The 13,392-nt window shown below is 38.2% G+C and carries 13 protein-coding genes and 2 tRNA genes; 9 read left to right on the top strand and 6 right to left on the bottom strand.

Annotation, left to right across the window (positions count from 1 at the left end; all coding sequences use genetic code 11):
- Positions 1–171: 171 nt before the first annotated feature.
- Positions 172–1,698 (bottom strand): fumarate hydratase, encoded by a 1,527-nt coding sequence (locus J8L73_RS11750; RefSeq protein WP_104642383.1) that lies wholly within the window; start codon positions 1,696–1,698, stop codon positions 172–174.
- Positions 1,699–1,865: 167 nt separating this feature from the next.
- On the opposite strand from J8L73_RS11750, the gene pabB reads away from it, so the two are divergent.
- The 3 genes from pabB (at position 1,866) to J8L73_RS11735 (ending at position 5,271) form a co-directional block, all read left to right on the top strand.
- On the top strand, positions 1,866–3,212 hold the full coding sequence (gene pabB, locus J8L73_RS11745; protein ID WP_211017274.1) for an aminodeoxychorismate synthase component I: 1,347 nt from the start codon (positions 1,866–1,868) through the stop codon (positions 3,210–3,212).
- Between the two features lie 6 nt (positions 3,213–3,218).
- Complete coding sequence (locus J8L73_RS11740) at positions 3,219–3,794, top strand: CoA pyrophosphatase (RefSeq protein ID WP_210999640.1); 576 nt, start codon at positions 3,219–3,221, stop codon at positions 3,792–3,794.
- A 100-nt stretch (positions 3,795–3,894) separates the two neighbouring features.
- Positions 3,895–5,271, top strand: a complete 1,377-nt coding sequence (locus J8L73_RS11735) for an L-serine ammonia-lyase (protein ID WP_210999667.1) — start codon at positions 3,895–3,897, stop codon at positions 5,269–5,271.
- Positions 5,272–5,353: 82 nt separating this feature from the next.
- Here J8L73_RS11735 and cysB read toward each other — a convergent pair whose 3' ends face one another.
- A complete protein-coding gene (gene cysB, locus J8L73_RS11730) occupies positions 5,354–6,331 on the bottom strand; it encodes an HTH-type transcriptional regulator CysB (protein ID WP_211017272.1) in 978 nt (325 codons plus the stop codon).
- A 320-nt stretch (positions 6,332–6,651) separates the two neighbouring features.
- Here cysB and J8L73_RS11725 point away from each other — a divergent pair, with 320 nt between their 5' ends.
- Positions 6,652–7,410 (top strand): hypothetical protein, encoded by a 759-nt coding sequence (locus J8L73_RS11725; RefSeq protein ID WP_211017256.1) that lies wholly within the window; start codon positions 6,652–6,654, stop codon positions 7,408–7,410.
- 102 nt (positions 7,411–7,512) lie between these two features.
- Here the strand turns inward: J8L73_RS11725 and J8L73_RS11720 are convergent, their stop codons facing one another.
- A complete protein-coding gene (locus J8L73_RS11720) occupies positions 7,513–8,805 on the bottom strand; it encodes an NCS2 family permease (protein ID WP_211017254.1) in 1,293 nt (430 codons plus the stop codon).
- Between the two features lie 118 nt (positions 8,806–8,923).
- Between J8L73_RS11720 and J8L73_RS11715 the strand changes: the two genes are divergently transcribed.
- The 3 genes from J8L73_RS11715 to J8L73_RS11705 all read left to right on the top strand — a co-directional run bounded on the left by J8L73_RS11715 (position 8,924) and on the right by J8L73_RS11705 (position 10,621).
- Entirely contained in the window at positions 8,924–9,388 is a 465-nt protein-coding gene (locus J8L73_RS11715) for an SEL1-like repeat protein (RefSeq protein ID WP_210999644.1), read from the top strand.
- A 280-nt stretch (positions 9,389–9,668) separates the two neighbouring features.
- Positions 9,669–10,103, top strand: coding sequence for a SulA-like leucine-rich domain-containing protein (locus tag J8L73_RS11710; RefSeq protein ID WP_210999645.1), 435 nt, complete (start codon positions 9,669–9,671; stop codon positions 10,101–10,103).
- A 38-nt stretch (positions 10,104–10,141) separates the two neighbouring features.
- Positions 10,142–10,621, top strand: a complete 480-nt coding sequence (locus J8L73_RS11705) for a YchJ family metal-binding protein (RefSeq protein ID WP_210999646.1) — start codon at positions 10,142–10,144, stop codon at positions 10,619–10,621.
- A gap of 33 nt (positions 10,622–10,654) precedes the next feature.
- Here J8L73_RS11705 and J8L73_RS11700 read toward each other — a convergent pair whose 3' ends face one another.
- From J8L73_RS11700 to J8L73_RS11690, 3 genes are all read right to left on the bottom strand, one after another.
- Positions 10,655–11,572, bottom strand: a complete 918-nt coding sequence (locus J8L73_RS11700) for a diguanylate cyclase (RefSeq protein WP_210999647.1) — start codon at positions 11,570–11,572, stop codon at positions 10,655–10,657.
- 382 nt (positions 11,573–11,954) lie between these two features.
- On the bottom strand, positions 11,955–12,257 hold the full coding sequence (locus J8L73_RS11695; RefSeq protein WP_210999648.1) for a DUF6172 family protein: 303 nt from the start codon (positions 12,255–12,257) through the stop codon (positions 11,955–11,957).
- Between the two features lie 218 nt (positions 12,258–12,475).
- A complete protein-coding gene (locus tag J8L73_RS11690; RefSeq protein ID WP_211017252.1) occupies positions 12,476–13,003 on the bottom strand; it encodes a VC2046/SO_2500 family protein in 528 nt (175 codons plus the stop codon).
- A 112-nt stretch (positions 13,004–13,115) separates the two neighbouring features.
- Here J8L73_RS11690 and J8L73_RS11685 point away from each other — a divergent pair.
- Both J8L73_RS11685 and J8L73_RS11680 read left to right on the top strand, forming a co-directional pair.
- Positions 13,116–13,200: transfer RNA gene (locus J8L73_RS11685), tRNA-Tyr, on the top strand.
- Between the two features lie 49 nt (positions 13,201–13,249).
- A tRNA-Tyr gene (locus J8L73_RS11680) sits at positions 13,250–13,334 on the top strand.
- Positions 13,335–13,392: the final 58 nt, after the last annotated feature.

The following is a 13,392-nucleotide window of genomic DNA, read 5'->3' as shown; positions in this document are numbered from 1 at the left end:
TAGATGTAAAGTTTAAAGTACAAGTGCCAATTATACTGCAATGCGCACAGTGTATAGGTTTATGAAAATTAGAGGGGAGTAATCAAAACTGGTCTGAGGTGTTAAATTAGTTGATAAGAGAATTTAGAGTATTAAAAAGCGAGCCTAAACTCGCTTTTTAAAATTAACGGCTTATTTTAATTTACCGTCTAACTCTTCAATTTTAGCTTTCCAAATTGCTGGGCCTTGCGTATGTGCATTTGCACCTTCGCTATCTACAGCAACTGTTACAGGCATATCTTCTACTTCAAATTCGTAGATTGCTTCCATACCCAAATCTTCAAAGGCTACAACACGTGCTTTTTTAATCGCTTTAGATACTAAGTAAGCTGCGCCGCCTACAGCCATTAAGTAAACTGATTTATGCTCTTTAATAGACTCAACCGTAGCAGGGCCACGTTCGGCTTTACCAATCATGCCTACAATGCCAGTTTTTTCTAGCATCATATCGGTAAATTTATCCATACGTGTTGCTGTAGTTGGGCCTGCTGGGCCTACGGCTTCATCACCAACGGCATCAACTGGCCCTACGTAGTAAATAAACTTGTTATCAAAGTCTACGCCCTCAGGTAAACCTTCACCTGAATTGATCATGTCTTGCAAACGTTTATGCGCAGCATCACGGCCTGTTAAAATAGTGCCTGAAAGTAAAACGGTTTCACCCATTTTCCATTCTTGAACATCTGCTTTTGTTAATGTGTTTAAATCAACACGGCGAGTACCCTCACCTACTTCAAATGTTACTTGTGGCCAATCTTCAAGTTTAGGTGCTTTTAAGTCAGCTGGGCCTGAACCATCTAAAGTAAAGTGAACATGGCGAGTTGCAGCACAGTTAGGGATCATTACCACAGGTTTTGATGCCGCATGCGTAGGTGCTGTTTTAATTTTAATATCAACAACCGTTGTTAAGCCACCTAAACCTTGAGCGCCAATACCTAATTTATTAGCACGTTCAAAAATTTCTAAACGCAGTTTTTCTTCCGTAGTTTCTGCGCCGCGCTCCATAAGCTCATGAATATCAACCGGATCCATTAGCGACTCTTTTGCCATTACTGCTGCTTTTTCAGCAGTGCCACCAATACCTATTCCTAGCATGCCTGGCGGACACCAACCAGCACCCATTGTAGGTAATGTTTTTTCAACCCATGCCGCAACGTCGTCTGATGGATTTAGCATTACCATTTTACTTTTGTTTTCAGAGCCGCCGCCTTTAGCCGCAACCATTACTTCTACTTCACCACCAGCAACTAAATCAATGTGTACAACTGAAGGTGTATTGTCTTTCGTATTTTTACGTGTGCCTGCAGGGTCTGCAACAATAGAAGCACGTAGCGGGTTGTCTGGGTTCAAATACGCACGGCGAGTACCTTCATCAACCATTTGCTGAACGGTTAAATCTGTTTTATCCCACTTAACATCCATACCTACTTTTACAAAACACGTAATAATACCCGTGTCTTGACACAGTGGACGTTTGCCCTCAGCCGACATACGCGAGTTAATTAAGATTTGAGCTATTGCATCTTTTGCCGCTTTGCTTTGTTCTTTGTTGTACGCTTTTTCTAATGCTTGAACAAAATCAAGTGGGTGATAAAAAGAGATGTATTGCAATGCATCTTCAATGCTATCAATAAAGTCTTGCTGACGGATTGTACTCATTAGTGGTTCCTTAAGTTACCGTTACGCATAGTCGCGTAATCTATATCAAACCGGTGACGGTGGTTTGCACTGTTTAATTACAGCGATTTTACTTAAACGCTGCCAAAAAAATTTGACTTATGATACCCTCCCAGCCCGTTTCGAGCCAGTTCTTAAAAGGGTAGTAAATGCTAAACAATAAAAAAAATTGTACTAAATTAGCCATAACGCAAAACTGCATTGACGTTTTTGCGCATTTTTCGCATTTGCCTTACGCAATTCTTTTAGACTCAGCTAATAGTAATCATATAAATAGTCGTTTTGATATTATTGCTATTGAGCCGCAAAGTACCCTTGAAGTAAAAAATAACCAAAGTTTTTTTAACAATATTGAAAGCAATCAATCGTGCTTTGAAATTATGAACAGTGAGCTTTTAAAACTCGATTGCACTAAAGCAGGTTACGACCTGCCTTTTAATGGTGGCTGGCTTGGTTACTTTGGTTACGACCTCGGGCGCACAATAGAGAGCATGCCAAGTAAAGCGATTGATGATATTAACTTACCACAAATGGCTATTGGTCTTTATTTAGATGCTCTAATTTACGATAAACACCAGCAAAGTTGGTTTTATGTATCTCAGCCAAACGTTGATCGTTTAGCTCTTTATCAGCAATATTTAGATAAAAGCGTGACAAGTAAAAATTTTGCGCTTAACAGCCAGTGGCAATCTAATATGAGCCAAGCAGACTACGCTTCAAAATTTGCAAAAATCGAAGATTATTTAAAAAGTGGTGACTGCTATCAAATTAATTTAGCACAGCGCTTTAGCGCTCACTACAAAGGCTCACCATGGAGCGCTTATATAAAATTGCGCGAGGCTAACAAAGCCCCTTTTTCAAGCTTTATTAATCATCCGCAAGGGGCCATATTATCCATCTCCCCTGAGCGTTTTATTTTGGTAAATAATAACAAAGTTGAAACCAAACCCATTAAAGGCACCCTACCACGCAAAGCCGATGCGCTTGAGGACCAGCACCAAGCTAATTTACTGGCCAATTCAGCAAAGGATCGTGCAGAAAATGTGATGATTGTCGATTTACTGCGTAACGACTTAGGCAAAGTAGCAAAACCCGGCAGCGTTCACGTCCCTTCCCTTTTCGCTATTGAGAGCTTTCCGGCAGTGCATCATTTGGTAAGCACGGTAACCTCAGAACTTGATGAAGGTAAAACAGCGGTTGATCAGTTAAAAGCGGCTTTTCCGGGCGGCTCAATCACCGGTGCGCCCAAAATTAGGGCTATGGAAATAATTGAAGAACTCGAGCCACATCGTCGCAGTATTTATTGTGGCTCTATTGGCTATTTAAGTGCCTGCGGTAATATGGATACCAGTATTACTATTCGTACTTTAGTGTGCCATAACCAACAAATTTACTGTTGGGCAGGCGGAGGCATAGTGGCTGATTCTAAAGTCGAATTGGAATATCAAGAAACATACGATAAAGTGAATAAAATCCTTCCTTTATTAACACAGTAGGTGGCTTTGAATAGTGAACATATTAGAGCGCGGTTTCAATTAAGCCCAATTGCTGCGCCTAACCAGCTAAAAGATACTCGTAAAAAGCGTGCCAGTGCAGTTATGCTACCCATTATCGATATAGATAATCATGCGCATATTTTATTGTGTAAACGCCCCACTTATTTGCACCACCACCCAGGGGAAATCTGTTTGCCTGGCGGTAAATTTGAGCCAAGCGATGTTAAACTTCGCACTACTGCACTTCGTGAACTTGAGGAGGAGCTTAATATTACGCCAAGTAATGTAGCTGTGCTTGGGCAACTGCCTGAATACTCTACTTTAACTGGTTTTAGTATTAGCCCCTTTGTGGGTTTGCTTAATAAAAACACTAGATGGGAGAACGACCATAATGAAGTTCAAGCAAGCTTTTTACTCTCGCTTAGCGATTTAAGTAACGATGCTAATTGGCAGCCTTTGCCTTTTCAACGCTTTGGTAAAACAATTACCTTACAAGGCTTTGCAACTCAACACGGACTACTTTGGGGTGCAACGGCAAGCATTATAAAAAACTTTACAAAGCAGCTCGCCCTACCAGTGTAAATCTTCACTATTGTTGGTTACATGCCACCAATTCCACGTTATTATACTCGACCGTTCAAAGAACAGCTTCATGCTGAGAAACAAAGTAGAGACACACACTATGATCAGTGCATTTGATATGTTTAGCATTGGTATTGGCCCTTCTTCATCACACACTGTTGGCCCAATGCGCGCATCACGCTTATTTGTTAATGACTTACAAGAACAGCAATTATTAGCAAATGTTACCGATATAAAAGTAGAGTTATACGGCTCATTAGGGCAAACAGGCGTAGGCCACGGCTCTGGTAAAGCGGTAATTTTGGGTCTTGCAGGCTACGACCCAGAAACAATAGATGCTGATTTAGTTGACGATATTTTGGCCACTATTGAAAATGAGCAGGTGATTTACCTGAATCAAACACATAAAGCTAAATTCCCTAAACAAGGTGCAATTGTTTTTCACCGTCGAAAAACACTGCCTAAGCACTCAAATGCAATGGAAATTATTGCCTCAAACAATGGCGAAAAAATTTACAGTAAAGTTTACTACTCAATTGGTGGCGGTTTTATTGTAACCGATGAAGAATTTGAAAAAGAAAAACAAGCAGCGCTTGATATTAGAGAAGAAAACCCCGCACCCTTCCCATTTGATAGCGCAAAAGACTTGCTAGAAATGTGTAAAGAGTCAGGCTTGAGTGTTTCTAGTTTGATGATGAAAAATGAAAAAACACTGCGCAACGAAGATGCCATTAAAGATGAGCTCTTTAATATTTGGCAAGTAATGAAAGCCTGTATTGAGCGCGGTATGCGCACCGAAGGTATTTTACCTGGAGGCTTAAAAGTTAAGCGCCGTGCCCCCAGTTTATATTTAAAGCTTAACGTTGAAGTAAGTAACGACCCACTTCGCGCAATGGACTGGGTTGATTTATTCGCCCTTGCTGTAAATGAAGAAAACGCAGCTGGCGGCCGTGTTGTTACCGCGCCGACTAACGGTGCCGCTGGCATTTTGCCAGCCGTACTTATGTACTATCACACATTTATTAAAGAAGTAGATCGCGATATAGCAACACGTTACTTATTAACAGCTGCGGCTATTGGTATTTTATATAAAAAAAATGCTTCAATCTCAGGTGCTGAAGTTGGCTGCCAAGGGGAAGTTGGCGTGGCATGTTCAATGGCTGCAGGTGCACTTACAGAAATAGTAGGTGGCAATGTTGTACAAGTAGAAAACGCCGCTGAAATAGGCATGGAACATAACCTAGGGCTTACTTGTGACCCTGTTGGTGGACTAGTACAAGTGCCGTGTATTGAACGTAACGCAATGGGCTCTATAAAAGCCATTAACGCCTCGCGACTTGCTATTCGCGGCAGCGGAGAGCAAAAGGTATCGCTAGACAAAGTAATTAAAACCATGCTTGATACCGGTAATGACATGAAAACTAAATACAAAGAAACCGCACGTGGTGGATTAGCTGTAAATATTATTGAATGTTAAAAGCGATAAAATCAGAAAAGCCGCTAATTTAAAATAAGCGGCTTTTTTATTGCTAGCTAAATTACAGCAATAAGGTTAATTGTTATTTAACTGGTAATTCTATGTCTTCAAACAGTTTATCTACGTCTTCTTGGTTACGCAGTAAACTTGCACGCTCTACTCGCTCTTTCGTTAAGTGCGGTGCAAACCGTTCTATAAAATCATACATGTAAGTGCGTAAAAAACTACCCTTTCTAAAGCCAATTTTAGTCGTACTTGCTTCAAACAAATGGCTTGCATCAATACATACTAAATCAGTATCGCTTAGCTGATCTATAGCCATAGATGCAACAACACCCACACCAAGCCCTAACCGGACATAGGTTTTAATAACATCTGCATCGGTTGCGGTAAATACTATGTGTGGCTCAAGACCGTGAGCATTAAACGCTTTATCAAGCTCTGAACGACCGGTAAAACCAAAAACATAGGTAATAAGAGGATATTGTGCAATATCAGAAACAGATAAACTGTCGGCTTTTTTGACAAGTGGGTGGTCTTTAGCCACGACTATACTGCGATTCCAGTGATAGCACGGCAACATCACCAAATCTGAATACAAATGCAATGCCTCTGTGGCAATCGCAAAGTCTGCATCACCTCGGGCCGCAGCATCAGAAATTTGCTGTGGTGTACCTTGATGCATATGCAGTGATACCGCTGGGTATTTTTTCATAAACCCTTGAATAACGTTAGGCAATGCATAACGTGCCTGAGTGTGGGTAGTAGCAATATTCAACTTACCTTGATCAGGCAATGTGTGTTCATTAGCTACCGCTTTAATCCCCTCAACTTTAGATAATATTTCACGAGAAATATTAATAATGTCTTCGCCAGCGCTGGTTACATGCGTTAAATGTTTACCACTACGACCAAAAATTTGCACACCTAACTCATCTTCAAGCATTCGTACTTGTTTAGAAATACCCGGTTGCGAGGTAAATAAGCTCTCAGCGGTCGCTGAAACATTTAATTTATGGTTTTGTACTTCTACTATATATCTGAGTTGTTGTAATTTCATGGCTGCAAATTTTAACGTTATTATTCATATTATTTATAAAGGCAATACTTATTAAAACCAAGTGTTATTTGAATAAAAAGCAACAATAGTAACTAAGGCATGCATTTATCTGATTAGTACTCAAGGCTAGCATAATAAATATGCTTGAGGTAGCGATGTTTATTCAGGTTAATCTTATAATCCCTTCGTCTTACAACACTTTAAGAAAGCTAAACCTTAAATAACGGAGTATTTTTAAGTTAATCAACGCAAAGCTACACAGTTAACGTATAATTAATGTAAGATTAGGTAAATTAGATTATGAATCAGAGAATTAAAAGATGATTGTTTCTATCATAATAATACTTATAGTAGCGCTTATAGTAATAGCACTATGGGTTAGTGCTGTGCAACAACACAAAGAAAAACAAGAAGCTGAACGCCGCAAACAGTTAACAAAACAAAAAGCAATTATTGAAGAAACAGAAGAAGCACTTATGAATAGTGCAAATATCCCTTTATCCGAAAATATAATTCGCGCATTACAACGCCGTGTGTATGAAGCTTTAAATACAATGGTTTCAAACTCACCAAATTCTAAAGCGCTTAAAACTCGCTTAAGCGAAGCAAAAACTAATTTATCAAACCCAGTGCAAGGTAATAATAGCGAGTCTTTAGCATTACCGAGTAACGATAAGCAATTGGTAAGCCTGATTCAAGGGATTAAGAAGCTACGTTCAGTTTTACGCTCTGAGCACAGTAAAGGTCGTATTGATAGCCAAGTTTTTGCCGTAGAAGATAAACGGCTTGAAAAATTACAGTTACGCATAAATATTGAAAGCCAAATCAAACGAGGCTTGTCAGCTCGCTCTGCAAATATGGTTGGCTCTGCTAGACAATACTTTGAAAAAGCCTATGCAACGCTTAGTGCTGTTACTTACTCTGACGAATACGTAACCTCAAAACGCCAAGAGGTTGAAGGTTACTTAGAAGCTATTAGTGTTGAGCTTAGAGCCTCAAATGCAAGTGCCCTGAAAAAGAAAGCCGAAGAAGAGCAAGACGAATTAGATGTTTTGTTTGCCCCTAAAAAGAAATGGTAAAATGAGGTTATAAATTATCACCCATTTATCACCTTGCTATAAATATCAAAAAACCCATACAGAGAAATCTGTATGGGTTTTTTATAACTCATGTTTACTTTGTTAAGATAAAAACGCAAATTTGATAATAAATAATGCCGTCAAAACCCACACGCTAATGCTAATTTGATCCTGTTTACCACACAGTACTTTAACCGCAGTGTAAGATATAAAGCCAAGGGCTATACCATGTGCAATCGAAAAAGTAAGTGGTGTCATTAAAAGTACTACCGTAACAGGAATTGCATCTGTCATATCATCCCAATTTACAAACTTTAGGTTTTGTAGCATTAGTACAGCAACGTACAGTATTGCACCTGCCGTTGCATATGCAGGTACCATTTGTGCAAGGGGCGCAAAAAACATCATTAATAAAAAGCATATACCAACAACCACAGCCGTTAAGCCTGTACGCCCACCAACAGATACACCCGCTACGGATTCAATATAAGACGTTGTAGTTGAAGTGCCAAGCATTGCTCCAGCAATTGTTGCAGAACTATCGGCACTTAAAGCACGACCTAAACGCGGCATATTACCTTTTTCATCTGCAAGTCCCGCTTTTTGTGTAACAGCAACCAAAGTGCCCGAAGTATCAAATAAATCAACAAACAGAAATGCAAAAATTACACTTAGCATAGACAGCTCAAAGGCAGCAGCAAAATCTAGTTGCATAAAAGTAGGCATAATTGAAGGTGGCATAGCCATAACACCATGGTATTCAACAAGCCCTAAACTTAACGCAATGCCAGTTACTAATAAAATGCTAATGAGTACACCACTTTTGAAATCACGATATAAAAGTCCTGCGATAACAAAAAAGCTCAATATTGCTAATAATGGACCTGCTGATGTGATATCACCTAATTGAACAAGAGTGGCGGGACTTGCAACAATAATACCCGCATTTTTTAATGCAATTAACGCTAAAAAAGCGCCAATACCTGTTGCAATAGCTCGCTTTAATACCAGAGGTATAGCGTTAATAATCCACTCTCTGACTTTAAAAAGGCTTAAAAGTAAAAATATACACCCCGACATAAATACAGCCCCTAATGCAGCTTGCCAGGTATAACCCATACCTAATACAACACCATAAGTAAAAAAGGCATTGAGCCCCATACCAGGCGCCAGTGCTAACGGGTAATTTGCCCATAACCCCATAATAAAACAGCCTATTGCAGCAGCAATACAGGTAGCAACAAATGCAGCCCCTTGGTCCATTCCGGCCTCAGCGAGCATGGCTGGATTTACAAATACAATGTAAACCATAGTCATAAAGGTAGTAAGGCCAGCCACGCATTCACGTTTAACTGTTGAGTTATTTTCGCTAAGTTTAAATAAGGCTTCGAACATAATAAGCTTGTAATAGTAAAAAGTAGTCAGATTTTATCATAAAAATAATCTTTAACAGGACATTTTACTTTGCGATATACTAAACTATCGAAGCAACTAAAATAACAAATGAATCAATATGCTTAAAACAACACCCAGCGGGCACGACCTAGAACAACAGTTAGATAATATTTTAGGCTTTGTTACTCAACCTGATCACAACCCAGCAGTAGCTAACGCTAAAAAAGATGAACAAAGCACACTAAATAAAGCGCTATATTATTTAAAAAATAAGCAACCTCCATTAGCTGCAAAATGGATGCGCCTAGCGGCAATGGCTGGTAATCAGAGAGCTCAGTTTTACTTAGGATTATTTTTTGTAAAAGGTGAAGGCGTTCCACAAAGTGTTTTTCATGCGGCGGCTTGGCTAAGTCTTGCTAGCAGCCAAGGTTATGAGCCCGCTACTGCTGCAATTAACGACCTAAGAAAGCATATAGAAACTAAACGGTTAAAAGATGCACAATGCTATGCCGCAAGTCTATATGAACAAATTCATCAGCTACAGTACGCACAGCTTATTCCTAATGATCCACAAATCGATTAATCTATTGTGTGCTTAATACTGTATAGAGAATAAAGCACTGTATAAAAATGACTATTCCTACCCAACATAGCTCCTTTAAAAGATTAGCAGATATAAACATTAAAACACGGATAGAACACAGATAAAAAAGCTTAAGGTATTGTTTTATTTATCTTATTTTAAATTTCAATAAATAAAACTGAATAACTGTACAAATAAATAGCAAATATAGCTTGCACGAAAGCACTGTATAAACTACTGTATACGCATACTGTATAAAAACCCAGTGAGTGAGATATTTATGTTACAGCCTATTACCGTAAGAACAGTTAAAAGTTATAAGCAAGATGATAAACGTGATTGTGTAAACTTAATCCAAATCGAAGATGAGATTTCGGCAACGTTTGAGCTTTTAAAAGTGCTGCACCATTATAATAGTTCTAACGCATGGACATTATTGATCGCTCCTGATCACGTTCCTAGCAGAGCCTTGCTCGACTCGTGCTCTATTGATACAAGTAAGTTGCTAGTGATCAGACAAAAGCACCTAGTAAACTTGGAATATGTTTTAAGTTCTGCGTTGAATAACGGTAATTTTGCGGCTGTAATTACTTGGACAGACATAGTTAATAACCAATTGCTTACCCATCTTTCTTTAGATTTAACTAAAACGGCAACAAAGTTATATTGCTTTACAAAAAATACGACAACGACAGAGATACCACTTGCTCAATAAGCTTGATAAAATAATGTTTTAAATTCTGTATTGTTATTATGACCTCATCAGACACCACCCTATGTTTTTGCTGTAGTGGGCTTAGTTATGTCCACTGCTGCAAACCTTTTCATGTAGGCGCAAAGCAAGCTGCGAGCCCTGAACAATTAATGCGTTCTCGCTACAGTGCTTATGTAATGAAAAATGCAAAGTATATTTATCTTACTTATGCATCTGAAAAACAACCTGAAAATCCTATAAAAGAAATTAAAGATTTTGCTGAAAGTTGCCGGTTTATAGGCTTAGACGTAGTAAGTACAAATCACGATGCCACTCAAGGAAAAGTTGAATTTAAGGCACATTACTTTTATCAAAACTTATATTGTGAGCTTCATGAAGATTCGCAATTTATAAAAGAAGACGGTAAATGGCGTTACTTAGACGGGGTTATATTCCCAGTAGCTGATATTAAAGTGAGTAGGAATGATAATTGCCCCTGTGGCAGTGGTAAAAAATATAAAAAGTGCCACAGTGTATGATCATTATAACAAAAGTCATAATTTAAACCGGAGCTAAAAACAAACTTGGTTACGGCCTTTAAACTTAGATTTATACATTTTTTCATCTGCTAACTGTAATGTATTTTTACTGTTTTCACGTGTTTGTAATGTTGCGCCACCAATACTAATCGTTACAAATTCATGCTCTGAGTGTTTATGTAATATACCAAGTTGTATTACATTATTTTTTATTTTCTCTGCTACAAAATTAGCCCCTTTACTACCTGTATAGGGGAGTACAACAACAAACTCTTCCCCTCCAAATCGTGATACAAAATCTGTAGGGCGTTGTAAACTTTTAGTAATTGTTTGGGCAACTAAGTTTAAAACCGTATCACCCTGTAAGTGACCATAAATATCATTGTATTGTTTAAAGTAATCAATATCGATTAATAGCAGTGCGCAGTCTGCATTTTCACGTAGTGCACTTTGTTCTATTTTTATAAAATGGGTATCAAAGTAGCGTCTGTTATAAATTTGAGTCAAGTCGTCAATAAACACTTTTTGATTAAGTAAATCATGTTGAGCTTTAATCATTAAATGGGCCCTCACCCTTCTAAATAATGTCTCTGGATTTACCGGTTTTTTTATAAAGTCTACGGCACCCGCTTCCCAACACGCTTCCTCTTCACTTTCGAGTGATGTAATAAATATAACTGGGATATCTTGTGTTTCGTACGTATTTTTTAGTCTTAAGCAGGTTTCTATTCCATTAATTCCCTCTAAATTAATATCTAATAAAACGATATCAGGTGGTTCTTTCTTACATAGTTCCATGGCCTCTTCACCACTTCTAGAAGTCACAACATTAAATCGTTCAGCCAAAGCTTTTCTTAATATTATTAAGGTTAGTAGTTGGTCTTCAACAATGAGCACCTTGGAGCTTTTTAAACTTAGTTTTAATGCATGATTGGAGTAATTTATTGGCATAATTTGTGATATTAATTTTTATTATTCTACACACACTATAATACTGCTTTATGTTATGCAAATGTAAAAAACAATTGAAAGTAAGTAGTTTAAAAACTGTTTTTGCGTTTAGTCGTGAGCTTTTGCTGATTCACTTAATTTTAAACCATAGTAGCTAAGGCAACCCAGTTAAGTAACACCGCCCACTATGCTTAAAGAGGCTATGCCCTGTAACTAAGCATTTATATTTTATATAAGCTATAAGGGGAGGTTGTAATACGAGCTATTTATTAGGAGTTTGCTTACTTTTAAAAATATAAAATATATAGTTATTAATAGCAGAAACAAAAAATGAGCCTTTGAGGGCTCATTTTGTGATTTACAAATTAGTTAAAACTAACTTTTACTCGTCATCATCAAGGTCTAACTGTTGACGCTGTGCAGGGCGAGCTAAAATCTCTACATAGAAAGAAGTTAAGCCTTGCTTTTCAATTTCGCCAATTTGGTTATTTAATTCAGCAACATGCACAACTTGTGCTTCTTCAGCTGTATTACCAAACTTACAGTCAAATGCCCAATAATCAGCATCTTCAGGAAGCGTCTTGTTACGCTCCCTTTTCAAATATTTTTTCACTTCATGCTTTGCAGCATCAACCATACGAGGGTATTTGATTTTCTCGTGATTTAGCGTGAATATTTTCTTCATTACGTTCCTAATTACCTTGATTTAATGATAACGGCATTTAATGTCATACCATTTGGTGCCATTATAGCAATTGCTCTGAATTTTTGGATGCTTTTTTTTAATTAAATCGATTATTAGACTTTTTATAAAGTAAAGCGCGAGTAAAGTGTATTTAGTCTGCTTTTTATTACAAACATATTACATAGTTAATGCACATTACCTGATGTGGTAATTCAACGTTAAACAGCTATAAGATGAAGAGGCTGATGTATAGTATCGTCATTTAAGCTATCGTAAAAAGCACCGGCATCTGTAGGCGGGTTTGCCAGTTGCATATTTTCGTTTTTAATACGTCGCCTAACTGACAGCTCGCAATTATCTAATATATTAAGTGGCACATGCTTGTCATCATCTCTAATTGTAAGTGGCTCAGGTTTTAAGTACTGATTTAATTTAATGCATTTCATGCCGGTTTGCGCACCAAGCTCTGAGATTAAAGAGCTATTAAATTGCCCTATTAACATATCAAACTTCTCAGGGGCTAATGGTTGCTTAGGGCCTGCACCAAATTTCTCTCTTAGGGCTTCCTCAGATGTGGCTAAATTTTCAATTTCTGTTTTTGGCAGATGAAATTGACTGAAATCTAATACATCATGCGAGAGCATTGCTAATAAAAGTGCAAATTCGTCACGGCGATTTTCATGCACACTTTTATTAAGCTTGCTCTTAAGCTGACTTTCTGTGATTAACAAATCATCGATTTGCATAGACTTTAGCCGATTGTAGTAAGTGATAGATATTTATCGGCTTTATTTCAATTTTCTTTAGCTTTTTTCTTTACTTAAATCCGAAGTTTGCTATTATCAGCGCCGTTGCATTGGAGGGGTTCCCGAGCGGCCAAAGGGATCAGACTGTAAATCTGACGGCTCAGCCTTCGCTGGTTCGAATCCAGCTCCCTCCACCACTTTTCTTACCGCTAAGTTAAGTGGGGCCAAATGTAACAAAAATAGTGTGGAGGGGTTCCCGAGCGGCCAAAGGGATCAGACTGTAAATCTGACGGCTCAGCCTTCGCTGGTTCGAATCCAGCTCCCTCCACCACTTCTTTTTTTCCTATATTCCTATATTCCTATATTCCTATATTCCTATATTCCTATAT

The organism is Pseudoalteromonas sp. MMG006 (assembly GCF_018101025.1).
Classification (GTDB): domain Bacteria; phylum Pseudomonadota; class Gammaproteobacteria; order Enterobacterales; family Alteromonadaceae; genus Pseudoalteromonas.
Note: the sequence above shows the minus strand (reverse complement) of the source record. Positions and strands in the feature narration are given on the sequence as shown.